This window comes from Bacillus cereus group sp. MYBK5-2, assembly GCF_051915685.1.
In the GTDB taxonomy this organism is placed as follows: domain Bacteria; phylum Bacillota; class Bacilli; order Bacillales; family Bacillaceae_G; genus Bacillus_A; species Bacillus_A cereus.
The window spans coordinates 198,957-224,385 of record NZ_JBQAFE010000008.1 but is presented as its reverse complement, the minus strand read 5'-3'; the positions used below and the strand labels follow the sequence as shown (position 1 = coordinate 224,385).

Below are 25,429 nucleotides of genomic sequence, written 5' to 3'. Positions count from 1 at the left end.
GTATTAGGCACGCCGCCAGCGTTCATCCTGAGCCAGGATCAAACTCTCCAATAAAGTTAGTTTGTCTAGCATCTAAAATAAAAATTGACGTTTCACGTTGTTTGTTTCGTTCAGTTTTCAAAGAACTTGTCCGCCGCTTCAGAAGCGGCTTCATCATATTAACATCTTCATTTTTCGATGTCAACTAAGTTTTAAAATTTCTTTTTTGTCGTTTTCTGCGTTTCCGCATCAGCGACGTTTATTAATATACCATCACACTTTTTAAATAACAAGTGTTTTTTATAAAAAATACAAAAAAAATTATCTATCCTACTTTCTTCTATAGAAATAACTATTATCCTCTCTACTAAAAATAGTTATTCTGATTGCATAATACTACACTTCATTCAACCAAATTGCATTTCACAATACCTTCCCAGATTTTCATTCTCTTCTATATTAAAGTTTATAATAATTATCCTTCTATAGAATAACGATATAACTTAGCATTAAGAAAAAATTCCATCTACATTAAACAACCACTCACGCGCATTAATCCTTCCTTCTCATTCAAAAATTTAAATCCCTACAAATAACAACATTCCAACACAAATATGAACTTAAAATTATTGTTAGAATTTTTTTACATTTAATTAATGAAAAATATCCATTTTTTGTTATATAGTAAGAAAGGACGTACTCAACTACAAATAAACCAATGGAGGAATTATTTTATGGATAGGTTAACAAAGTTTTCATTAAAAAACCGAGCTGCCATTATCATCATGATTTTTCTCATTTCCATACTCGGTTTGTATTCCGGCTCTAAATTACCTATGGAATTTTTACCAAGTATCGACAATCCAGCAATCACCGTCACAACCTTATCTCAAGGACTCGATGCTGAAACGATGACAAAGGATGTAACTGATCCTCTCGAAAAACAATTTCGCAATTTAGAACACGTCGACACCATTACTTCTTCTACACACGAGGGATTATCACGGATCGACATTGCGTATACATCAAAAGCAAACATGAAAGATGCAGCACGCGAAGTCGAAAAAGCCGTCAATACAATTAAATTACCTAAAGATGTAACCAAGCCCGTAGTTAGTCAATTAAACACTTCTATGATTCCACTCGCCCAAATTACTATCCAGAAACAAAACGGTTTTTCAAAAGCGGATGAAAAACAAATTGAAAAAGAAATCGTACCACAACTCGAAAACATTGATGGTGTTGCCAACGTTATGTTTTTCGGAAAATCCACCTCTGAATTATCTATCGTACTTGATCCGAACCAATTAAAAAACAAAAACGTAACATCACAGCAGGCACTAACTGTTTTACAAGGAAAAGAAACTTCTACTCCAGCTGGGGCAATTACTGTTAATCAGGAAGAATACAACCTCCGCGTCATTGGGGACATAAAAAATGTAAATGACATTAAAAACATCACTGTGGCACCCCAGGTGAAATTGCAAGACATTGCTCAAATTGAAATTAAACAACACTACGATACAATCTCACATATAAACGGAGAAGAAGGCACAGGATTAATCATCATGAAAGAACCGAGTAAAAATGCAGTTGCCATTGGAAAAGAGATTGATAAAAAAGTTAAAGCGATAGATAAGGAATATAAAGATCAATTTTCTATTAAACTTTTGGCTTCAACCCATGAACAAGTTGAAAATGCTGTTACTAGCATGGGAAAAGAAGTAATACTTGGAGCAATCGCTGCAACTCTAATTATCTTAATCTTTTTACGTAACTTCCGAACAACACTCATCGCTGTTGTCAGTATTCCATTATCCATTTTATTAACACTCTTTTTACTACATCAATCTAACATTACGCTTAACATTTTAACCCTCGGTGGTTTAGCTGTTGCGGTTGGACGTCTCGTCGATGATAGTATCGTTGTCATCGAGAATATTTTCCGCCGTTTACAAAAAGATTCTTTCTCTAAAGATATCATTCTCGATGCAACGAAAGAAGTCGCAGTCGCAATTACTTCTTCTACTTTAACAACGGTCGCTGTTTTTTTACCTATCGGCCTCGTATCAGGAGCAATCGGAAAATTAATGTTACCTATGGTATTAGCAGTTGTATATTCTATTCTATCATCCTTAATCGTTGCACTAACAGTTGTTCCACTTATGGCTTTTTTACTACTCAAAAAAACAAAGCATCGAAAGCCAAGTTCTTCATCACGATATGTCGCTACATTAAAGTGGGCTCTTTCTCATAAATTCATTATTCTACTTACTGCATTTTTATTATTTGTAGGATCAATTGCAGCTTATATATTACTACCGAAAGCAAACATAAAATCTGAAGACGACACAATGTTATCTATTAACATGACATTTCCAGCCCATTATAATGCTGAATCTCAAAAACAAAAAGCATTTGATTTTGAAAAGAAATTACTTTCTAATTCAGATATAACAGACGTTATTTTACGAATGGGATCTAGCGCAGAAGATGCACAATGGGGGCAAACAACTAAAAATAACCTCGCTAGTATATTCGTAGTCTTTAAAAAAGGTTCTGATATTGATCAATATATTAAAGAATTAAAAAAGGAACATAAAACTTTTGAGCCTGCTGAACTTGATTATATAAAAACAAGTTATTCAAGCTCTGGCGGCGGCAATAACTTACAATTTAACGTAACAGCTACTAACGAATCGGATTTAAAAGAAGCGGCTACTATCGTTGAAACAAAACTAAAAAGCATGGATGATCTTTCTAAAGTAAAAACAAATTTAGAAGACTCTAAGAAAGAATGGCAAATTCATATTGATCAAACAAAGGCTGAACAACTAGGTTTAACACCAGAAATAGCTGCGCAACAAGTAGCATTCCTTATGAAGAAATCACCTATTGGCGAAATTACAATTAATAATGAAAAAGCTACTATTATGATAGAACACAAAAAAGAAAACATTAATAAACAAGAAGATATTTTAAATACAAACATACTATCACCTATTAATGGACCAATACCTTTAAAAGACATTGCAACTATTTCAGAAAAACAAACACAAACAGAAATTTTCCATAAAGACGGAAAAGAAACAATCCAAATTACAGCCGAAGCTTCAAATGAAGATTTGAGTAAAGTAAACACAGCAGTAAATAAAGCGATGACTGACTTAGATTTACCTGGTGGTGCAAAAGTAAATATCGCAGGAGCTACTGAATCTATGCAAGAGAATTTTACAGATTTATTCAAAATTATGGGGATTGCAATCGGGATTGTATATTTAATTATGGTTATCACCTTCGGGCAAGCACGTGCTCCTTTTGCAATCCTATTCTCCTTACCATTAGCTGCTGTCGGTGGTATTTTAGGATTAATCATTTCACGAACACCTGTTGATGTAAATTCCTTGATCGGCGCATTAATGTTAATTGGGATTGTTGTTACAAACGCTATTGTATTAATAGAAAGAGTCCAACAAAATCGGGAACATGGAATGGAAACTAGAGAAGCCTTACTTGAAGCAGGTTCTACTAGACTACGCCCAATTATTATGACAGCTATTACAACAATCGTTGCTATGCTCCCACTCCTATTTGGCCAATCCCAAGCAGGAAGTATGGTATCAAAAAGTTTAGCCGTCGTTGTCATCGGCGGTTTGGCAGTCTCAACTGCTCTTACATTAGTAGTCGTTCCAGTTATGTATGAACTATTAGATAAAATCGGGAGAAAAAGACGCTCCCGTAGGAAAATAAGCACTTCTACAGAAACACCTGATATTTAAAAACAAAAGGCGTTATCTTCACAAATGAAGATAACGCCTTCTCTCTATTTAGTCATATAATCCATCATTTTTCCCACATATCGCTCTATAGGTTTACTAGAATCCACAATCTAAATTACATCTGTTCTTCTTTATAATTAATCACAAATTCAACAATCATTACATCCATTCCTTCTATATTAAAATACAAAAGAACCCCCTACCTATAAATAGAGAGTTCTTCTTTATAATTTATGCCGCTTTTACCTTTTTCGTTGTTTTACTTTTTCTTTTCGTTCCTGTAAAGCGCTTGTGTAATATAGATGCTATCAAGCGTGAAATAACATTGAATAGTAATACCATAATAATTAATACAGCTGCAGATTTTGTCGCAATCAACTTCGCATCTGGAATAACTCCTTCAGAATTTAATTTCCAAATGTGAACCGCTAATGTTTCAGCTGGTCTAAACGGATTTAAAGGATGCGCAGGACTTGAGAAATCCGCTGCTGAATTTAAAATCGGGGATGTTAAACCCGCTGTGTAAATTAATGCTGCCGCTTCCCCAAATATACGACCCGCCGCTAAAATAATCCCTGTAATAATTTGTGGTAATGACGATGGGATAATAATACGAGCGATTGTTTGCCACTTCGTTGCACCTAATCCAAGACTTGCCTCTTTTACATTCTGAGGAACTTCTGAAATCGCATTTTCACAAACACGCGTTAAACCTGGTAAATTTAAAATAGTTAAAGCAAGAGCACCACCCATTACTGTGTATCCCCAACCTGTCATTGTAACGAACACTAACAAACCAAATAAACCAACAACAATAGAAGGTAAAGACGCCATCGTCTCTATACATAGACGAACAAAATTTAAAAAACGTCCTTGTTTTGCGTACTCTGCTAAATATATTCCAGCACCTAATCCAAGAGGAATAGATATAATAAGCGTTATAACAAGCATGTAGAATGAATTGAATAACTGCGGACCAATCCCACCACCAGCTCTTGTATTGCTTGGTTCTCCAAACAAGAAATTAGGATCCCAAAATCCCCATCCCTTTTGTAAAATCTCAAATACTAAGAACACTAGCAAAGCTACAACTAAAGCCGCAACCGCATAAAAGATACCTGTCCAAACTTTATTTACCGTTCTTGCATTCATTATTATCGCTCACCTCTTTGCCCAATCGCTCGAATTACTAAAATAAACAGGAATGAAATAACAAGTAAAATCATCGCTAAAGTCCATAGCGCATTGTTCCAAGCAGTTCCGTTCAATGTATTCGTCATGTCCATTGTTAAAATACCAGTTAACGTCGCTGTCGGACTATATATTCCTTCTGGTAATTTAATCGTATTCCCGATTACCATTTGAACCGCTAACGCTTCACCGAAAGCACGCGCTAAGCCTAAAACAACACCTGTTAAAATCCCTTTTTTCGCAGCAGGAACAATCACTCGGCTAATCGCTTGCCATTTCGTTGATCCTAGACCATAAGAAGCTTCTAAATAATCAAATGGAACAGAACGTATTGCATCAGAAGCGATACTAGCAATAGTAGGTAAAATCATAATACTTAATACAACAATACCTGCAATTAAACTAAAGCCTACTCCCCCAAACGAATCACGTAATAGCGGTACTAAAATCGTAACCCCTAATAATCCGTATACAACCGAAGGAATACCAACTAACAATTCTAGAACAGGCTTCAATACTTTATTTCCAAACTTTGGCGAAATTAAATTCATGAATATAGCAAGAGCTATAGCAATTGGTGCACTAATGATAACCGCACCTAACGAAACCACCGTTGAACCTACAATGAAAATTAAAGCCCCGAAGGATCCTTGATCAGCATTTGGATTCCATTTTGTCGATGTTAACATCTCAGTAAATGAGATACCACTTTGTGTAAAAGATTGAATACCTTTCCCACAAATAAACGCAATAATAGCTAATGTAATTAAAACTATAAAAATACCACAAAACGTAACAAGTGATCTTCCTATATATTCACTTTTCACGTAATTAATTTGTTTTTTCCCCTTCATCACAGGACAGACCCCACTTCACAGATTGAAATGAACAGGACTGGCCTTGCAGCCAGCCCCATAAAATTTTATTACTTATTTAATTTAGACATTGGAATGTAGCCCATATCTTCTACTTGCTTTTCAAAATCTTTACCTTTTACATAATCGATGTAAGCTTTCGTCGCTTCCTTCGCTTCACCTTTTGTTACCATATATTCGTAAGACCAGAATGGATATTTACCAGACGCGATGTTTTCAACTTTCGGTTCAGCACCATCAATTTTCACTGTTTGTAGTGCGCCTTTTTTCTCGCCCACCATGTAAGACATTGCTAAATAGCTCACCGAACCAGGAGTAGAGTTAATCGCTTGCTCTACTGCACCGTTAGAATCTTGTGTTGTACCAGTTCCATCATTAATTTTCGCGTCTTTCATAATCGTTTTTTCAAATGTAGCACGTGTACCAGATGAAGCTGGACGATTAATCACATTGATTTTTTCATCTTTTCCGCCAACTTCTTTCCAATTTGTTACTTTTCCAGTGAAGATATCTTGTACTTGTTGCATTGTTAAGTTATCAACTTTTACATCTTTATTTACGACAAGAGCGAATGCAATACCCGCTACCTTGTTATCTACTAATTCTTTCGCCTTTTCAGCATCTTTTATTTTATCTCCGGATGGAACATCTGAATTACCAATTTGTACTGCACCAGATGCTACTTGGTTAATCCCAGTTCCACTACCGCCACCTTGAACTTGAATAGAAACTTTTGAATTTTTCTCCATGAATTTCTTTCCAGCTTCCTCCGCAAGAGGTAGAAGAGCTGTAGAACCAGCCGCTGCAATCGTACCTGATAATTCTTGTTTTGTATTATCGCTTCCTTTAGCAGTGTCTTTACTAGTTGTATCTTCTGCTTTCCCACAACCAACTAATGCTCCTGCTACCACTAAAGCTGCTAAAGAAAATTTAATACCTTTTTTCATAACCATGTCTTGTACCCCCATTTGGATTATCACTTTTCGAATTCATTTTCTTTCGAACACAAATTCATTGTAGGACAACAATATTATGTGAGTGTTAAGCAATTTTTAATTTTAAGTAAATGACGATAATAATCTTTAAAAGCTAGAAATCCCAACATTTATAGTTAAATAACCCAACAAAAACCACACTAACTACGCTGCAATGTAAATATATTCTTAACAATGTAAATTCAATGTAAATGTTTTTCTCTCTTTTTCCCTTTTCGTTAAAGTTACATTTACAATTCCGCTGTATTTTGTAATTTTTACACACCTAATTTATGCACATTAAAAATAATTTCAGTAATATTTTTTAGTACAACTAAATAAATTGGAACAATTCTAAAAATAAATGAATATTTTTAAAGTACTAATTGACAACATAATCCAATGTAGTCTACTATATTACTAACAAAAAGTTTACCTTAGGAAACTTTTTAAACTCAAACTAAAAATATAGATATGAGGTAACTTTTATGGTATCGGCTAATATAAAACCACTTTCCGAATTTAAAATAGGAGAGTTTGTACAAATTGAGAAGATACAATTAGAAGGAACTATGAAACGACGCTTATTAGATTTGGGATTTATCCCGGGGGCGACGATTAAAGTATTGCAACGCAGTCCACTTGGAGATCCGGTCGCTTATCAAGTGAGCAACACAACTATTGCACTGCGCAAAGAAGAAAGCTCCCTTATTTTCGGGGTATTAATAGGAGATGATTTCAGATGAGCAAACATCGTATCGCTTTAGCTGGTAACCCGAATACAGGGAAAAGTACATTATTTAATACTTTAACAGGCTTAAAACAACATACTGGAAACTGGACGGGAAAAACTGTTTTAAAAGCTGAAGGAGAATATGAACATAACGGAAGTAATTATACATTAATAGATTTACCGGGAACTTACTCACTATACTCAAATTCCGCAGACGAAGAAGTAGCGAGGGATTATATTATATTTGAAAAACCAGAAGTAACTGTAGTTGTTATAGACGCAACTGCTATGGAAAGAAATTTAAATTTAGCACTCCAGGTGATGGAGATGACAAATAATGTAGTCATTTGCATTAACTTAATTGATGAAGCCCAGAAAAAAGGCATCCTTATTGATGAAAAGAAATTAGCAAAATCACTTGGTGTGCCTGTCGTTAAAATTTCAGCACGTAACCGAGTAGGTATTGGTCATTTGCTAAATGTTATTGCAAAAGTAGCAAATAAAAAACTAATTCCAGCACCAATTAAAATTACTTACAGCGAAAAAATCGAAAATATGATTCAGGAATTAGAACCACAAATTTATAAAGTGTTCGGTGATACGTATCCAGCACGTTGGATTGCGTTACGTATATTAGATGGAGATAAAAATTTCTTAACTACACTTCAAAAACACCATAATGAACCACTTGTAAGGGAGGTCGTAATTAATGGAATCTCACTCAGCCAGTAAAGCTCTTCCATTAGACTATATTATTCAACATGCACAAACACTTTCAAAAGAAGATATACGAGATGATATAGTCGGAGATATTTACCGAACATCTGCAAGCATATGTAAAGAATCCGTCCAATATACAAATACTGATAAATTATATCGTTCCGAAAAACTAGATAAAATTTTCACATCTCCAATCTGGGGATTCCCAATTATGCTCGGTATTTTATCTATTATTTTTTATCTTACAATTGCAGGCGCTAACGTACCATCTGATATGATTGCCGAATTCTTCGGATGGGCCGAAGGATATTTAACATCTTGGTTCCAAGCTGCGCATGCACCTGAATGGTTACATGGCATTTTAATACTTGGTTTGTTCCGTGGTATCGGTGCTGTTATTAGCGTTATGTTACCACCTATGGCAATCTTTTTCCCTATGTTCGCGCTATTAGAAAACTACGGATACTTACCACGTGTCGCGTTTAATATGGACCGCTTATTCAAACGATCCGGCGCACACGGGAAACAATCTTTAACAATGGCAATGGGATTTGGTTGTAATGCAGCAGCCATTATGTCAACACGTATCATTGAATCACCACGTGAACGTATGCTAGCAATTTTAACGAATAACTTCGTTCCTTGTAACGGTCGCTGGCCTATGTTAATTTTAATGGCTTCACTATTTATGGCTGCTGGTTATACAGGCAGTATGCAAACATTGATTACTGCTGGCGTTGTAGTTGGAATGGTTGTAATTGGTGTTATTATGACATTAACTGTTTCTTGGGTACTATCAAAAACAGCCTTAAAAGGGGTTCCAACTCACTACACACTTGAGTTACCTCCGTACCGCAAGCCAAAAGTTTGGAATACAATTGTTCGCGCAACACTCGATAAATCAATCTACGTTTTAAAACGAGCTATAGTTGTTGCTGCCCCTGCAGCTGCATTAACTTGGTTACTTGCTAACATTTTTATCGGTGACACAAGCTTACTTATGTATTTTGTAAATTTCCTAGATCCATTTGCTAAAATGTTAGGACTTGACGGGTTTATTCTAGCTGCATTCATTCTTGGACTACCTGCTAATGAAATTGTAATCCCAATTTTATTAATGTCTTACTTATCAACTGGGGCTTTAACTGAAATAGATGATTTTAATCAAATTAAAAATCTATTCCTAGAAAATGGTTGGACTTGGTTAACAGCGTTAAACACAATGTTGTTCTCACTTCTTCATTTCCCGTGCGGAACAACACTAGTTAACATATACAAAGAAACAAAAAGTGCAAAATGGACATTCTTATCGTTTGCAATCCCTACCGTTATTGCCATTGTTGTTACATTCCTCTCTACACAATTGGTACATTGGTTAGGGCTTGTATAAAACAAAGCATACATAGAAGGCATCCCCCTTCACATATGCTTTGCCCGAAAGAAACCTGAAAATCATTCAGGTTTCTTTTTTTGTACATCAGTATTCCACGGCTGTGCTCCATACGTTGTGAGTTTTTTATGAATGAAATATATAGCTCCGGGAAGCACCGCCATTAATATTGTGCAACTAATTCCTAATCCAGTAAACAACTTTCATCACCTTATTTCACTCTTTTCGGTAAAGCTGAACCTGAATGTTCAATTGTTGGATGAACATGAACAGTAATTTCAGCATTACTAAAGTAATTTTCGCCTTGATCCCAATTCTTACTTATTTTAGTCCATTCTTTATAATTATGTCGCTTATACACTTCCCCTAACTCTAATACATCTACCTTATATTTTTTTTGAACAAGCTTAATCGATTTTTGAATACGCTCCTCCATTTCTTCCGATATATCCTTCTCTAAACGCTTTTCATTCAAAACCTTTTTATGATCACTAAAGTGCAACTCAGCTATTGTACCTTCCAGAAATAAATGAATATTAAATTTCGGTTTTGTAGCATTCGTTGTGGATACTTTAATTTTTCGACGTAACTTATGAATTTCATATGTAATAAGTTGATTCTTTTTACGGATGGTAAAAAAACCTCCAATTTTTTTACCTATTATATAATTCATCCCTACTGTTTCTTCCCCACTCAAATTGCCTACACACTTATTATCCTTTCCACGAAACAATGCTGCACCGTTCATTTGTACTCCTTGTTTTGTTAGTTCCAGAATAGGTAATACAAAACTTCGGTTAGAGATCATCTTTTCCTGCACCTCACCAATTCTTGCAGCCTCAATCATTTGGGCATTTTTCGGAGGGTGTTCAGCTAACATATCAATATACTGCGCCGGTAAATTTTCAGGCTTGGCACTTTGTTTTAAAATAGCTTCGGCATTTTTATTAGAAACGAACAAACGAATATTTCTTCTCATCTCATGATCGCGAATATATACATCTAACGTATTTTGTAAAATGTATGGATGTGAAAGTAATTCTTCAGAGAAAATAATCACCTGTATATGAGGGAAAAATAATGTACGACTAATTTTTTTGGCGATTATTCTTATTTGTTCAAATACACTATCTGCTTTTGCACTAACATTAATATAATTTTCGCTATCCCCACCCCCTTGTCCACCCTGTTGAGACAATTTACTGGGGAGTACCATCTGATAGGTCCCTTTCATAATTGGATTCGCTTTCTTCTCCTTCACAATATCGTAAGCCGCTCCTACTACAAATCCTCTTTCTTCTATCTCTTCTAACTCAGAACACCCACTCATAAATCCAGTTAAAGCCATAACCATTATAATTTTAAGAAGGTGTTTCATTTCCACCATTCCTTCTTTTTATTTTATATACAATCAAAACGAGCAAAGGAGCTAACAAAACAAACCCCATATCTATCCAAGCTAAATAAGTCCCATAACTTGATAAAGTATTCAAACTACTAGGTATCATATTCACCATAAAAATAATAGGGGCACTTACGAAAATAAAAATTTGTTTCTTCACTTTCGGAAACATAGCACAAAACAATAAAGATGCGACGTCATAATACATTGCTGTAGTGTTATAAATAGTAATAATCCAAGTCGTAAAAAAAATCGCATCAAACCTTTCTAAAAATCCTCCACCAATTTCAATTTCTTTCCCTAATTCAATTGTTGGATATGTCAATCCACGTGTTGTCATATAAGTAAAAACACTAATACAAGTTACATAAATTAAAATGTATGACAGCACGTTTACCATCACCGCTTTCGCGACTGCCATTGGCGCTTTTTTCGCTGTCTTATCATTCAGCAAAACCGCATAAAATAACGCTACTTCAAATCCAATAAACGTAAAAATAGAATTTTTAACTCCAACAGCATATTGACTTACTTTCGTTTGAAAAGCTGGTAGTAAATTATTTATTTCCATTAAATTTATATTCAATAAAGAAAGAAGTACTATCGCAATTAAAACAATAGGTAAGAATAAAACATTTAACCTTAATAAGGCTGCTCTTGATCCTGCTATTCCATAAATAACAACTAATAAGAAGAAGAAAGACAGTAGTTGTATTGGTGTATCACTAAATAAATACGTTTGAGAAATAACTGAAATCATTCGCGATTCATATGCTGTCAAAGCAGCAAACGTTAATACTAAAATACTACTAATTGTGTATGCAACAGGCTTCGTCAAATGCGCACTCGTATATTGAACAAAATTTTGTTTTGGAAATAAGATAGCCACTCTCGTCACAAACCAGCCTAAAACTGCGCAGATCAATCCACCCAAAAGCAAGATAATCCAACCGTCCGAAAATAAAGTTTGATTAGCGATATCTCTTGGCATAGACAATGCCCCTATACCAATAATGGTCGATGATACCGCAAACCCAATTTCACGAGATCCAATCTCTTCATCGCCATACTCAAATGGTTTCACTTATTTTCGCTCCTTTGGACGTATTGTAGAATCTTTTGTTTGTAAGTACTCTGGTCTATCTTTCAACATCGATTTTGGCATGCGAATAAATTCTTCTTTCCAATCTTTATAAAATGCAGGAGCAATTGGAGTTGTATACGGTATACCAACACTTGTTAAATTTGTAATATGAATAGCAAGTGCGATCAGAGCTAGAATGATCCCATACAACCCAAAAGCCGTTGCAGCTAATACAAAGACGAAAAGTAAAATTCGGAACGTAATCGTAATACTATATACAGGAAGCGAAAACGTAGCAATCGCAGTAACTGCAATAATAATAACTAAAAACGGATTTACAATCCCTGCATTTACCGCAGCTTCTCCAATTACAAGACCTCCTACAATCCCTATCGTTTGTCCCATCGGTTTCGGCAATCGGATTCCAGCTTCTCGTATTAATTCCATAGTCAAGGCCATCATTAACGTTTCAATATATGCAGGAAATGGAACACCTTCCCTCGCACCTGCAATTGAATAAGCCAGTTTAGAAGGAATAAGTCCTTGATGATAAGATACAAGTGCTACATACATAGCTGGTAACAAAACCGCAATTATACCTGAACCCATACGTAAAAATCTTAATAACGTTCCAATCACCCAGCGCTCGTAATGATCTTCTACAGATTGAAAAATATCAACAAACACAAGTGGTGCAATAAGAGCAAACGGGGATCCATCTACTAAAATGGCCGCCTTCCCTTTCGCTAATGAGGCTATAATATTATCAGGCCTCTCTGTATTCAAAAATTGTGGAAATGGGGATAAATTATTATCCTGAATTAATTGTTCAATCGTACCTGTTTCCAAAACGACATCTGTCACTATTGATTGAAGACGGCGATCTAACTCTTTTACAATGTGAGGATTAATAATATCTTCTATATATACTAGGGTTACTTCTTTCTGCGATCGCTTCCCCATAATATAAGATTGGAACCTCAACTTTGGATCGCGTAAACTGCGTCGGATTAACATTTTATTCACATTAATATCTTCATTTAATCCAACTCTCGGTCCGCGTATTAAATCCTCTGTCACTGGTGGTTCTAAACTTCTTTTCTCCCAAGCCCTACTATTAATAACGATAGCAGTTTGAATATTATCAATTAATATAACTGTATCTCCCGCTAATATCGCATTCATAATATCTGGAAACTTCGTCTTTACACCCACTTCTGCGATAGAAATAAAACGATCCAATAACGTTTGAACAACAGCTTCCTCATTTATAATTTCTTCGTATTGCAGTGTGCGAATGACATATTTATAAACATTATCCTTATCTGTCAATCCACATAAAAACACAACCGCACAACGTGTAAAACTCCCAGCAAGAGCAACTTCTCTAATTGTTAAATCATTAGGTGAACCTAACTCATCCCTAATTTCTTTCATAACTTCAAATAAGTTACCTTCAAGCTCTAACAATTTCCCCACCTAGCTTCCTTTTCAACAAGTTTTTAGTTAGATTCCGCTAATAGAAGGAAATATATACAAAAAAAGAGCTATCTCTTTTCAAAGATAGCTCTAATAAAGTAAAACTTTAATCAACCTTCACCAATCGGGCTTTTACGGACAGTTTAATCCCCACCTAACTTCTTTGCTTCCGCTGAATTTTGAGGTGGGGGTCTTACTGCCCGTTAATGCAGGATAAACGAATTACTTTTCTACTATTATAGTGTTTTTCTTTATAAATACACCTTTTGTAAATCCACTAACTACAAACATCACAATTATATTAATTAACAATGCGACTATACCTACATTCAAATCTTTTATATACTGCGGGAAACTCGGAAACATCGTGGCTATAGTTGAACCAGATAAGGTAATATATGCGACCACTAATAGCCCAACTCCCATTCCTGCAATCGCCCCTTGCTTCGTAATAATTTGACGTGGAAACAAGCTACATACAAGTGCAGGGAAAAGTTGTGTAACGATACTGTATCCCATTAATAGAAGTGCTCCTATTGTTTCTCCTCCTTTAAATGTAAATAAAACTGCCACGAGCGTTACTACAGGCACAAATAATTTTGCCATCTTAGCAACTTGTCTATCTGAAGCAGACGGGACTATCGTTCGGTAAATATTTTTTGCTAACAGTGTAGAAGCCGCCATAACAAGCATAGACCCTGGAACCAATGCCGTTAATACTCCCGCACTACCAATAATTCCAATAAACCAAGGATCAAAAGTTTGTAAAGCAAGACGGAATAACGAAAGATCTACATCCGCTCCCTTTAACCCAGGAACTTGCAATATAGCAGCAAATCCTGCAAAAAATACGAAAAGTAAAACTAAAGAATACAATGGCATAATTGCTGCATTTTTACGAAATACTTTTTCATTTTTTGCAGAAAAAGCAGAAGCAAATGTATGAGGCCACATATAAAAACCGAGGGCCGTTAATATAATAGTAGAAACAAACCAAGAAATACTCATTCCTTCTTCAGGTAAAGATAAAAATCCCGGTTTCGCTGCCTCTACAGCCTCAAACATCGGCTGAAATCCTCCATAATAATGATACGGCAAATATATACCTAAAAACATAACGATAAACAGTATCATAATATCCTTCAAAGCAGCCGTCCAAGCCGAACCATGTATACCTGAAACCATTACATATATAGTTATAACAATAGCACCGATCCATACTGCAACAACAGGTGACACCCTTCCGTAAGAAGCTTCTGAAACGATAATTCCCAGTCCTTTTAACTGTAAAACAAGATATGGGATGATGGAAACAACACCAACAATCGAAACAATAAGTCCAAGCGCTTTACTTCTATATTTCTTCGCAAAAAAATCCGACTGTGAAACAAGGTTATGCTCTTTCGCATACTTCCAAATGGGTGGCAATAAAAAATACGATAAAAGATAAGCTAAAGCACCATATCCCAAAATATAAAAGGTAGGTGCTCCTTTACTATACGCCCAGCCGCTTCCCCCTAAAAATGTAAACGTCGTATAAATTTCACCTGCCATAAGGAGAAAAACAAAAATAGTGCCAAATCCTCTTCCTCCAACTGACCATTGTTCTAAATTCATATCTTTTCCATGTTGTGCCCGAATCCCTAAAAATAGTGCGAGAAACAAAAATAAAATAATGATAAGTAATGCAGTCATTTTACATCCTCCTTATTAGCAGGATCAAACACGTACACAAGCCACATACAAAAAGATGTAATAAACACTGATAATAATACCCAAAATAATAAAAATGGCATCCCTAATACGTAAGGAGTAACTGAATTCGCAAATATTGGCCCAACTACTAAACAAAGAACTGGGATAAGCGCTAGAATGTGTATTTTCTTCATCTCATTCTCCTTTACTTATAAAGTTCATAATGGCTGATACAAAGACTTCCACTCCAATCGGTAATGCATCTTCGTCAATCGTAAAACGAGGGTGATGGTGAGGATATATAATACCTTTCTCTTTATTTCCCGCTCCGATAAAAAAGAATGTCCCCGGTGCCTTTTGTAAAAACGCTGAAAAATCTTCTCCAGCCATCGTCGGCTGTAAACGAACAACCCTATCCCTTCCATAAAGTTGTAATGCCGTTTGTTCAATAAGCTCTGTAGCTTCATAATCATTTACAACTGGTCGATATCCATATTCATATGAAAATGTATATTTCGCTCCGTAAGATTCCGTAATATGCTTCACAATCCGCTCAATCTTCTTCTCTGTTTCACCTCGTAATTCATGTCTTAAACTTCTTACTGTCCCTTCAATCTCGGCTTGCTCTGGTATTACATTATGAGTTGTCCCAGCATGAAATTGCGTAACAGATATTACGAGAGAATCTAATGGATTCGTGAGGCGAGATACAATTTGCTGAAGTTGCGAAACGACTTGTGTTCCAATTGCAATACTATCCACCGTTTCATGAGGGATTCCAGCATGTCCACCTTTTCCCTCTATCTTAATTTTAAAAACATCCGGTGCAGCCATTGCAGGACCATAAATAACACCTATTTTCCCAACCTCTAACGACGCCCAAAGGTGAGCACCAATAATATAATCCACACCTTCCATTACACCTGCAGCAACCATCTCCTCTGCACCACCAGGAAAATTCTCTTCAGCATGTTGGAATAGAAAACGAATCTCCCCTTGAATCTTCTCTCTTTCTTCTACCAACTTATGTACAACCCCAAGTAATATCGCTATATGTCCATCATGACCACATGCATGCATTACACCTTTATATGTAGAAATAAAATCAAACTCATTTTCTTCATGAATAGGAAGAGCATCCATATCGGCTCGAATCGCAACTGTTTTGCCCGGATGTTTACCTACTAACTTTGCCATCACACTATATTTAGTCGGCCGTGACACTTCTAAATATGGGAATTTCCGAAGTATATCGAACACAAACTGCGATGTTTTCTCTTCTTGAAAAGATAACTCTGGATACTTATGAAAATGCCTTCTCCACTCAACTAACTGATTTTTTGACAAAACAAGTTCCTTTGCAACATCCATTTCTCTTCTCCCCTTCTTCACCAAGTTAAATGTTATTATAACGTGAATTGTTAATTTTTAAAAGAATCTTCTGAATTTTCAGTGTTAATAAACCAAAAAGAAAAAGCCATCCCAAAGATGACTTTTTCATTATTATAAAATAGTAATTGCTTGTTTTCCCATTTGCTCCCAAGCTTTCTCAAATTCTGCTCGCGGAACAGCCAAACGTGGATTATTTTTAAGAGGATCATTTACATATACAAAGTTTTGATCATATCCAATTACTACTGCACTATGCTCATAATATGTAATTTTCACTTCGCCTGAACTCGTATTCCATGTTTCAAAACTACTTTCAGCTAGCGGCTTAAACGTCGTATTAATAATGACCCATACCGGAGAGCCAGAACTAATTACTTTATATATATCTTGCATGTCTCTACCTGTTAAATTAATTACTTTTTCAGGAACATATTTTTCTGCTAAATCAAAGATTGGTTTATTGTATACACCATACCCAGGCTCTGCCTTTGTATAAATATTTCCCACAAATCCCTCGTAAGGATTTCCACGCAAACCATTTTGTTCAAATGGAACACGATGAATTTCGCTAGCAAGTTGCATCTTATCTACTTGTACACCTTTATATTGCAGCAACATAGCTAAACTTGTCACTTCACACCCTCTAGGTAATTCTGGTAATTGTTTAATAAACGGAACATCTTCAATCATAGCTGCTTCTTTCATTTCAGATAGAAACTCTAAGCGTAGAACTTGCGCCTTTTGCATGATTTTATCTTTTCCTATAAAAAATGCAGCAGCAAGTATAATCCCAAAAACAAAAAGATATTTTAACTTTTTCATTATAAACAAAACTCCATTAATTATTATTTTACAGACACAACTCTTATCATTGTACCCTTCTTCTTACTAGTTTGCTAGAAAGATCATGTGAATTATCGCTCATAGAATTAATTATAAAAATTCTAATTATTTTTAATAAAAAGAAAAATAAATATACATTTACAGAATATTTTGCTAAAATCAAAATTGTTAACATAGTGAAGATATCACCATGTTAACAAACATTCTTAGAGTATTTAGTCATAGTTAGTTTTTTTACATACTCCATTCATTTCATAGCAAATAAACCGAGTGTGTGTTGCATCCCCCACTAATGATTAAAAACTCAGAATAAAACGAAGTTTACACATTCAAGAAAATACGGGGTGAGGGGCATATGAATCAACAAATTGAACAAACAGATTTAAAACGAACAATGAAAAGTAGACACCTATTTATGATTGCACTCGGCGGTGTTATCGGAACCGGGTTATTTATGGGATCTGGTCAAATTGTCCATAATGCCGGACCTGGTGGTGCTATTCTTGCATTTTTAGTCGGTGGATTTGTTATGTATTTAACGATGTTATGTCTTGGTGAATTATCCGTCGCTATGCCAGAAGCAGGTTCATTCCAAAGTTATGCAAGCAAATTCATTTCACCTGGTTTTGGATTTGTTGTCGGTTGGATGTATTGGTTAAATTGGGCTGTTACAGTTGGCGTAGAGTTAACAACTGTAAGTATTTTAATGAAACGCTGGTTTCCAGACGTTTCTTCCTGGATTTGGTGCGTTACATTTGCAGCAGCACTCTTCCTCGTAAACGCTTTATCAGCAAAAGCATATGCAGAAGCAGAGTTTTGGTTCGCAAGTGTAAAAGTCGCAACAATTGTTATTTTCATCGTACTTGGCGGCGCTGTTATGTTCGGTCTACTAGACTTTAATGGAAAGCCAGCTCCAATGCTTCATAATTTCACTGAAAATGGCGGGCTATTTCCAAATGGTGCATTAGCTGTTCTTCTTACGATGATTACAGTAAATTACTCCTTCCAAGGAACAGAATTAATCGGAATCGCTTCAGGCGAAAGTGAAAATCCTGAAAAAACAATTCCAAAAGCAATTAAAAACACAATTTGGCGAACTCTCTTCTTCTTCGTCTTAGCGATATCAGTTGTTGTAGGTTTACTCCCATGGCAAGAGGCTAATCTAGTCGAAAGTCCCTTTGTACTTGTATTTGATGTAGCCGGTGTCCCATATGCAGCAGACATTATGAACTTTGTTATTATTACAGCTGTATTATCCGTTGCTAACTCTGGTCTCTACGCAAATTCTCGTATGCTGTGGGCGATGGCAAAACAAGGAATGGCAAGTCCAGCATTTACGAAATTAACTAAAAAAGGTGTACCGCTAAATGCATTAATTTTCAGCCTAATTTTCGCTAGCCTATCCTTACTAACAAGTGTATTTGCGGCAGATACTGTCTTTCTAGTTTTAACATCTATTGCAGCAATGGCTGCCGTTGTAGTTTGGATGTCAATCGCCGCTTCACAGTTTTTCTTCCGTAGAAATTTCGTGAAAAATGGTGGCGACATAAATGATTTAAAATATCGTACACCGCTCTATCCACTCGTTCCAATCGTAGCGTTCTCGCTCAATTTCATTACATTTGTTAGTTTGGCTTTCATTCCAGATCAAAGAATTGCTCTTTATTGCGGCATTCCATTTATGATTATTTGTTACATTTTATACCAAGTTAAATATAAAAAAATTGTCACACTTGAACAGCCACGAACTGTCACACAAGAAATAAACTAAATATACAAAATATTCAGCTATCTTTCTTATCATAAGATAGCTTTTTTCTATTTCTTGGATATCCTGGTATAACTTTATTTATCTTAAAATTTTCACAATCACGTTTTTCTCTGGAAAATAGTTTACAATGTAATCAAGTTACAAATGATATTCACCTTAAAAAGTGTGCATTTGTGTCTATTTTTTAACAATATATCAAAAACTATTGCCTTCTATAAATTAATAGGTTTATATTGTTTTATTGGCATAGTTTCAATCCAAGGAGAAAGGAGATTTTCAATCGTGCAACTAAAGAAAGCGTTTTGGAAGTTGGCTTCGCTTCTTCCGTTATCATTACTTCTGTTCCTCGGTGGCTGTGATAAAAAACTCGCAGTATTAAATCCGCAAGGACCTGTTGCAAAAGCACAGTATGATTTAATTGTTTGGTCATTCTTGCTTATGTCATTAATTATCGCAATTGTATTCATTCTGTTTACAGTCATCTTGATTCGTTATCGTGAAAAACCAGAGAATATGGACTATGAGCCACCTGAACAACACGGTAACACATTACTAGAAATTATTTGGACGCTTGTTCCTGTTATTATCGTTATCGCATTATCGATTCCAACAGTAAAAGCAACTTATGCTTCGGAAGAGGTTCCGAAAGAGTCCAAACATATTAAACCAGTTGAAATTTATGTTACATCTGCAAACTGGAAATGGTTATTCAGTTACCCAGAGGAAAAAATTGAAACCGTTAACTATTTAAACATTCCAGCTGGTGTACCAATTCAATTCAAACTGACTTCTGTCGGCCCAATGAATGCTTTCTGGGTACCAGAACTTGGTGGTATGAAGTACACAATGGATGGCATGATTATGGATCTTTATTTACAAGCTGATAAGCCAGGTTCTTACCTAGGCCGTAGTGCGAACTTCTCTGGTGAAGGATTCACACACATGGAGTTCGAAGTTGAAGCAAAAACTAAAGAGAAATATGACAAGTGGGTTAAAGAAGTACAAGAAACTGCTCCTAAACTAACAGAAGCTAAGTACAACGAAATTGTTAAACCTGGTGTAGTTGGTCGTATGACATTCTCTAGTCACCACTTAAGTTATGTAGATCCAAAATCACTTGAATATTGTGATTACAACTACTACAAAAACAAAAAATAATAGCTATTATTCCAACAGATTGGAGTGAACACAGTGAAGCTTGATGAATTCTTTGTCACAGGTGACCCGATTATTTACGGTGCAGACGCTTCTATCGTTCTTGTGACATTAGCAATCATTTTCGTACTAACAAAGTATAAAAAATGGAAATGGCTTTGGGACGAATGGTTAACAACTGTTGACCATAAAAAAATCGGAGCTATGTATATTATTTCTGCGGTTATCATGTTATTCCGTGGTGGTATGGATGGTTTAATGATCCGTGCACAGTTAACATTCCCAGAAACAACTTATTTAAACGCTGAACACTATAACGGGATCTTTACAACACATGGTACAGTAATGATTCTTTTCATGGCAATGCCATTCGTTATGGGATTAATGAACCTTGTAGTACCATTACAAATTGGTGCTCGTGACGTTGCATATCCGTTCTTAAATGCTTTAAGTTTCTGGTTATTCTTTGTCGGAGCAATGTTATTCAACATCGCTTTCGTAATCGGTGGTTCTCCAGACGCTGGGTGGACTTCTTACTTCCCAATGGCAGGTACAGAGTTTACTTCGGGCGTAGGAAATAACTACTACGCAATTGCATTACAGATTTCAGGTCTCGGTACGCTAATGACCGGTATTAACTTCCTTGTTACTATCTTAAAAATGCGTACACCTGGTATGACTTTAATGAGAATGCCAATGTTTACTTGGTCAATCTTAATTACAACAATTATCATTATTTTCGCTTTCCCAGTATTAACAGTTGCTCTTGCATTAATGACATTTGACCGTCTATTCGATGCTCACTTCTTTACGATGGCGAGCGGCGGTATGCCGATGTTATGGGCCAACCTGTTCTGGGTATGGGGTCACCCTGAAGTATATATCGTTATTTTACCGGCATTCGGTATTTTCTCTGAAATCATTAGTACATTCTCACGTAAACGTCTATTCGGTTACAGTGCGATGGTATACTCAATGGTTGCAATTTCTTTACTAAGTTTCGTCGTATGGCTTCACCACTTCTTCACGATGGGTGCAGGTCCAGCGGTTAACTCATTCTTCTCGATTTCGACAATGGCGATTTCGATTCCAACCGGGGTTAAGATCTTTAACTGGTTGTTTACACTGTATAAAGGACGTATTCGTTTTACAGTTCCAATGCTTTGGTCATTGGCATTTATTCCAAACTTCGTAGTCGGTGGGGTTACAGGGGTTATGCTTGGAATGGCAGCAGCTGATTATCAATACCATAACAGCTACTTCCTAATCGCTCACTTCCACTACGTATTAATCGCAGGTACAGTATTCGCTATGCTTGCTGGATTCACATTCTGGTATCCAAAAATGACTGGTCATATGTTAAATGAGCGCCTAGGTAAATGGACATTCTGGATCTTTATGAGCGGATTCAACATCTGTTTCTTCCCAATGTACTTCTTAGGTTTAGACGGTATGACTCGTCGTATGTACACTTACTCTGAAAGTCTTGGATGGGGATGGCTAAACCAAATCGCATCTGTTGGTGCGGTAATGATGGGTATCGGCTTCCTACTTCTTTGCTACAACGTAATTTGGAGTGCACGTCACGGTGAACGTGACACAACTGGAGATCCATGGGATGGTCGTACACTTGAATGGGCAACTCACTCTCCTGTACAACATTACAACTTCGCGAAGCTTCCTGAAATTAAAGAAGCTGATGCTTTCTGGTACATGAAAAAACGCGGGGAAACAGTTACACCAGCAGCAGAAGATATTAAACCAATTCACATGCCAAGTAACTCTGGTGTGCCTATTATTGCGTCTGGATTCTTCGGTCTTGCAGGTTTCGCATTAGTATTTAGCTGGTTCTGGCTTGCAGCAATCGGTGGTATTGGTATTTTAGCTTGCTTAATCTATCGTTCATTCGATTATGATGAAGGCTACTATATCAGTGTTGATGAAATTAAAAAAACAGAACATATAGCATGAGAGGTGAAATGACATGGCGGCTTTAGATAAAAGCTTACCTTTGGAATATCAATCCGAACAAAGCAGATTGAATATCCTAGGATTCTGGATTTTTCTTGGGGCTGAAATTATGCTGTTCGCAACACTTTTCGCCTCTTATCTAGTCCTTGCTGGTCGTACGGCAGATGGCCCAACACCAGCGCAATTGTTTGAACTTAAAACGCTTTTAATTCAAACATTACTACTTTTAACAAGTAGTTTTACATGCGGTATCGTAATTCATGAAATGCGTAAGCATAACCAAAAAGCGATGCTTGGATGGTTCGTCCTTACATTACTTTTAGGTGCAGGTTTCCTATTCTTCGAGATCGAAGAGTTCATTATGTACATTGGTGAAGGCGCAACAATTCAAACAAGTGCTTTCTTATCTGGATTCTTCGTTCTTCTTGGAACGCACGGAGCTCACGTAACAGGCGGTATCATTTGGGCAACTTGTGTTATTATCCAAATTTTAAAACGAGGTTTAACACCAGTTACAGCTCGTAAAGTATTCATTATCAGCTTATACTGGCATTTCCTTGATCTTGTTTGGGTCTTTATTTACACACTAGTTTACTTGAACGGGATGGTGGCGTAAATGGCTCAAAACAACAATCAAGCAAACGGGCATGCGCATAGCGGATTCCCTTGGTCACACGTTTTCGGATTTATTTTATCGCTTGCATTAACGTTTCTAGCGTTATACGTGGCACTTTACACAACATTGCCACTTTCAACAGTCTTAACAACTATTATCATAATGGCTGTTGCGCAAGCATTGTTACAATTAATTATGTTCATGCATTTAAAAGAAGGAGAAGGAAGAGTTCAAATTCTTACAATGATATACAGTTTCTTCGTTGCAACTGCAACGGTTGGTTTAACTGTATGGATCTTCTTCTCAATGTAATGTACATGAAAAAGACTGCTGAGATTCCTCAGCAGTCTTTTTTTATCCCCTCTATTACATCCACATTACGGAATTAACAGCATAATCATGAAAAATATACTTATTATGACAAATGTTAAGAAAAGTCTTTCTTTATGAAATCGAATCCATATGCGTTGCTTTTCTACCTATTATATGGCTAAATAGGTACTATATTTATTTGAAGGGAGAGAACGCAATGGAACATCATACTTCTGTTCTATCACTTATGGTTGTCGTTGCAATCGCGTTTTTCGTTCCCCTTTTGTTACAACGCTTTAAATTAAAAGCACTTCCTGTGGTCGTTGCAGAAATTATTGCAGGAATCTTTGTAGGTAAAAGTGGGTTTAATATTATTGAGCCAGATATATGGCTTCAAGTTTTATCAACATTAGGATTTATCTTCCTCATGTTCTTAAGCGGTTTAGAAATTGATTTTTCTATCTTTAAACAAAAAGGGAAAAAAAATACGACAAACGAACCAAATACATTTCAGGCAGCAAGCATTATCTTCTTATTTATTTTCATCTTATCTTATGCCCTATCATTACTATTCGTATGGCTAGGATTCGTAGATAATGCAATGTTCATGACTTTAATTATTTCAACTATTTCTTTAGGTGTTGTTGTACCAACATTAAAAGAGAATAACTTAGGAAAAACAGCAATTGGGCAAATCATTTTATTAGTCGCTGTTATTGCGGATTTAGTTACAATGATTTTACTCGCTGTATTCGTCGGATTAAATTCCGAAAGCGGCCAAAGCATGTGGCTTCTTCTTCTTCTATTCGGCGCTGGTATTGTTATTTACTTCGTTGCAAAACGTTTTAAAAACATTCCATACTTAGATAGTTTAAAAGCTGGTAGTGTACAAATTGATACACGAGCTGTTTTTGCACTCATTTTAATCTTAGTTGGGTTATCGGAATCTGTTGGAGCAGAAAATATTTTAGGCGCCTTCTTAGCAGGTGTACTTGTATCGTTATTATCACCAAATGAAGATATGGTGGAAAAACTTGATTCTATCGGCTATGGTTTCTTCATCCCTATTTTCTTCGTAATGGTTGGTGTAAATCTAGAGGTGTGGTCTATTTTCAAAGAACCTTCTAGCATGCTAATGATCCCAATCTTAATTGTAGGACTCTTTATTTCAAAACTCTTACCATCACTCGTCTTAAGAAAATGGTATCCACGTAATATCGTACTTGGAAGTGCAATTTTATTAACATCGACACTTTCTTTAGTTATTGCGGCTGCACAAATTGGTGAAAAACTGGAGATCATCAGTCCAAGTTTATCTGCCTCTCTTATTTTAAGCGCAGTTATTACTTGTATTTTTGCACCTATATTGTTTAAAAAAATGTTCCCAAAAGTAGAAACACCAAAACCAAAAGTAGCTATTATTGGCGCGAGCAGAATTACCCTTCCGTTATCACTAGATTTAAAACGAGAAGATTATGACGTAACGCTATATATGATGCGTCAAAACAAAATAAATGATGAAGAAGCGAAATCGCACGACTTCCCTATCGTGAAATTGGATGACATCACAATCGCATCATTAACTGAACAAACAGCATTTGATGCAGATCGCGTCGTTGTTGCAACAAGTGATGATGAACAAAACTTATTATTGGCAGAACATGCAAAAGAGCTAGGTGTTGAACATGTTATTGCAAGTGTAGAAGATCCACTTCTACAAGAAAAAGCAACGCAAGAACATATCGCTGTATTCTCAACAATTAACTCTACACGTATTTTATTACGTGCGCTTATTGATAAACCTAGTCTCGTTCGCTTAATTACAACAGCAAACGAAACAGTCCGTGAAGTTGAACTACGGAGCAATAAATATAACGGCGTTGCACTTCGTCGCCTTCCGTTTTTAGGTGATGTACTAGTCATTCAAATTTATCGTGGAAATAAAGCATTAATCCCACATGGGGATACAAGACTACAACACGGTGATACATTACTTGTAACAGGCTCAAAAGAACATATCGATACACTAAAAAACATATTAGAATAAAAAAATGCCCCTCACATAATT

The 25,429-nt window shown here is 36.0% G+C and carries 21 protein-coding genes; 10 read left to right on the top strand and 11 right to left on the bottom strand.

Annotation, left to right across the window (positions count from 1 at the left end; translation table 11 throughout):
* The first annotated feature begins 713 nt into the window (after positions 1-713).
* On the top strand, positions 714-3,758 hold the full coding sequence (locus ACTFP3_RS23755) for an efflux RND transporter permease subunit (protein ID WP_326036358.1): 3,045 nt from the start codon (positions 714-716) through the stop codon (positions 3,756-3,758).
* 231 nt (positions 3,759-3,989) lie between these two features.
* Here the strand turns inward: ACTFP3_RS23755 and pstA are convergent, their stop codons facing one another.
* The 3 genes from pstA to ACTFP3_RS23740 form a co-directional block, all read right to left on the bottom strand.
* A complete protein-coding gene (gene pstA / locus ACTFP3_RS23750) occupies positions 3,990-4,910 on the bottom strand; it encodes a phosphate ABC transporter permease PstA (RefSeq protein WP_000994141.1) in 921 nt (306 codons plus the stop codon).
* A 2-nt stretch (positions 4,911-4,912) separates the two neighbouring features.
* Positions 4,913-5,803, bottom strand: a complete 891-nt coding sequence (gene pstC / locus ACTFP3_RS23745) for a phosphate ABC transporter permease subunit PstC (RefSeq protein WP_000676676.1) — start codon at positions 5,801-5,803, stop codon at positions 4,913-4,915.
* A 71-nt stretch (positions 5,804-5,874) separates the two neighbouring features.
* Entirely contained in the window at positions 5,875-6,777 is a 903-nt protein-coding gene (locus ACTFP3_RS23740) for a phosphate ABC transporter substrate-binding protein PstS family protein (RefSeq protein WP_000245108.1), read from the bottom strand.
* Positions 6,778-7,286: 509 nt separating this feature from the next.
* Between ACTFP3_RS23740 and ACTFP3_RS23735 the strand changes: the two genes are divergently transcribed.
* Genes ACTFP3_RS23735 through ACTFP3_RS23725 form a run of 3 tightly spaced genes read left to right on the top strand, consistent with a single transcriptional unit; the run spans position 7,287 to position 9,641 of the window.
* A complete protein-coding gene (locus tag ACTFP3_RS23735) occupies positions 7,287-7,544 on the top strand; it encodes a FeoA family protein (protein WP_000252982.1) in 258 nt (85 codons plus the stop codon).
* A complete protein-coding gene (locus tag ACTFP3_RS23730; RefSeq protein WP_000033871.1) occupies positions 7,541-8,263 on the top strand; it encodes a FeoB small GTPase domain-containing protein in 723 nt (240 codons plus the stop codon). Before ACTFP3_RS23735 ends, ACTFP3_RS23730 begins: the two co-directional genes overlap by 4 nt.
* Positions 8,241-9,641, top strand: coding sequence for a nucleoside recognition domain-containing protein (locus ACTFP3_RS23725; protein ID WP_049107273.1), 1,401 nt, complete (start codon positions 8,241-8,243; stop codon positions 9,639-9,641). Before ACTFP3_RS23730 ends, ACTFP3_RS23725 begins: the two co-directional genes overlap by 23 nt.
* A 62-nt stretch (positions 9,642-9,703) precedes the next feature.
* On the opposite strand, the gene ACTFP3_RS23720 is transcribed toward ACTFP3_RS23725, so the two are convergent.
* The 8 genes from ACTFP3_RS23720 to ACTFP3_RS23685 all read right to left on the bottom strand — a co-directional run bounded on the left by ACTFP3_RS23720 (position 9,704) and on the right by ACTFP3_RS23685 (position 17,515).
* Positions 9,704-9,841 carry a hypothetical protein gene (locus tag ACTFP3_RS23720; RefSeq protein ID WP_000493991.1) on the bottom strand — a complete coding sequence of 46 codons (138 nt, stop codon included), beginning with the start codon at positions 9,839-9,841 and terminating at the stop codon, positions 9,704-9,706.
* A gap of 11 nt (positions 9,842-9,852) precedes the next feature.
* Positions 9,853-11,019, bottom strand: a complete 1,167-nt coding sequence (gerLC, locus tag ACTFP3_RS23715; RefSeq protein WP_049107274.1) for a spore germination protein GerLC — start codon at positions 11,017-11,019, stop codon at positions 9,853-9,855.
* Positions 11,003-12,127 carry a spore germination protein GerLB gene (gerLB, locus tag ACTFP3_RS23710; RefSeq protein ID WP_000802009.1) on the bottom strand — a complete coding sequence of 375 codons (1,125 nt, stop codon included), beginning with the start codon at positions 12,125-12,127 and terminating at the stop codon, positions 11,003-11,005. Before gerLB ends, gerLC begins: the two co-directional genes overlap by 17 nt.
* Positions 12,128-13,606 carry a spore germination protein GerLA gene (gene gerLA / locus ACTFP3_RS23705; protein ID WP_002023287.1) on the bottom strand — a complete coding sequence of 493 codons (1,479 nt, stop codon included), beginning with the start codon at positions 13,604-13,606 and terminating at the stop codon, positions 12,128-12,130.
* Between the two features lie 222 nt (positions 13,607-13,828).
* A complete protein-coding gene (locus ACTFP3_RS23700) occupies positions 13,829-15,301 on the bottom strand; it encodes a sodium:solute symporter family protein (RefSeq protein WP_000125937.1) in 1,473 nt (490 codons plus the stop codon).
* Positions 15,298-15,495 carry a DUF3311 domain-containing protein gene (locus ACTFP3_RS23695; protein WP_006919289.1) on the bottom strand — a complete coding sequence of 66 codons (198 nt, stop codon included), beginning with the start codon at positions 15,493-15,495 and terminating at the stop codon, positions 15,298-15,300. Before ACTFP3_RS23695 ends, ACTFP3_RS23700 begins: the two co-directional genes overlap by 4 nt.
* Before the next feature lies 1 nt (position 15,496).
* The gene (locus tag ACTFP3_RS23690) at positions 15,497-16,672 is read right to left on the bottom strand and encodes an amidohydrolase (protein ID WP_025710072.1); all 1,176 of its coding nucleotides are present in this window, start codon (positions 16,670-16,672) and stop codon (positions 15,497-15,499) included.
* Between the two features lie 132 nt (positions 16,673-16,804).
* Positions 16,805-17,515, bottom strand: coding sequence for a C39 family peptidase (locus ACTFP3_RS23685; protein ID WP_000734488.1), 711 nt, complete (start codon positions 17,513-17,515; stop codon positions 16,805-16,807).
* Positions 17,516-17,891: 376 nt separating this feature from the next.
* Between ACTFP3_RS23685 and ACTFP3_RS23680 the strand changes: the two genes are divergently transcribed.
* The 6 genes from ACTFP3_RS23680 to ACTFP3_RS23655 all read left to right on the top strand — a co-directional run bounded on the left by ACTFP3_RS23680 (position 17,892) and on the right by ACTFP3_RS23655 (position 25,408).
* The gene (locus ACTFP3_RS23680) at positions 17,892-19,307 is read left to right on the top strand and encodes an amino acid permease (protein ID WP_001075749.1); all 1,416 of its coding nucleotides are present in this window, start codon (positions 17,892-17,894) and stop codon (positions 19,305-19,307) included.
* A gap of 282 nt (positions 19,308-19,589) precedes the next feature.
* The gene (locus tag ACTFP3_RS23675; protein ID WP_001176165.1) at positions 19,590-20,465 is read left to right on the top strand and encodes a cytochrome aa3 quinol oxidase subunit II; all 876 of its coding nucleotides are present in this window, start codon (positions 19,590-19,592) and stop codon (positions 20,463-20,465) included.
* Between the two features lie 33 nt (positions 20,466-20,498).
* On the top strand, positions 20,499-22,433 hold the full coding sequence (gene qoxB / locus ACTFP3_RS23670; protein ID WP_000762366.1) for a cytochrome aa3 quinol oxidase subunit I: 1,935 nt from the start codon (positions 20,499-20,501) through the stop codon (positions 22,431-22,433).
* Between the two features lie 13 nt (positions 22,434-22,446).
* On the top strand, positions 22,447-23,049 hold the full coding sequence (qoxC, locus tag ACTFP3_RS23665) for a cytochrome aa3 quinol oxidase subunit III (RefSeq protein WP_000729318.1): 603 nt from the start codon (positions 22,447-22,449) through the stop codon (positions 23,047-23,049).
* Entirely contained in the window at positions 23,050-23,361 is a 312-nt protein-coding gene (qoxD, locus tag ACTFP3_RS23660) for a cytochrome aa3 quinol oxidase subunit IV (RefSeq protein ID WP_000068425.1), read from the top strand.
* 217 nt (positions 23,362-23,578) lie between these two features.
* Positions 23,579-25,408: a monovalent cation:proton antiporter family protein gene (locus ACTFP3_RS23655; RefSeq protein WP_000399965.1), complete on the top strand. Its 1,830-nt coding sequence runs from the start codon at positions 23,579-23,581 to the stop codon at positions 25,406-25,408.
* Positions 25,409-25,429: the final 21 nt, after the last annotated feature.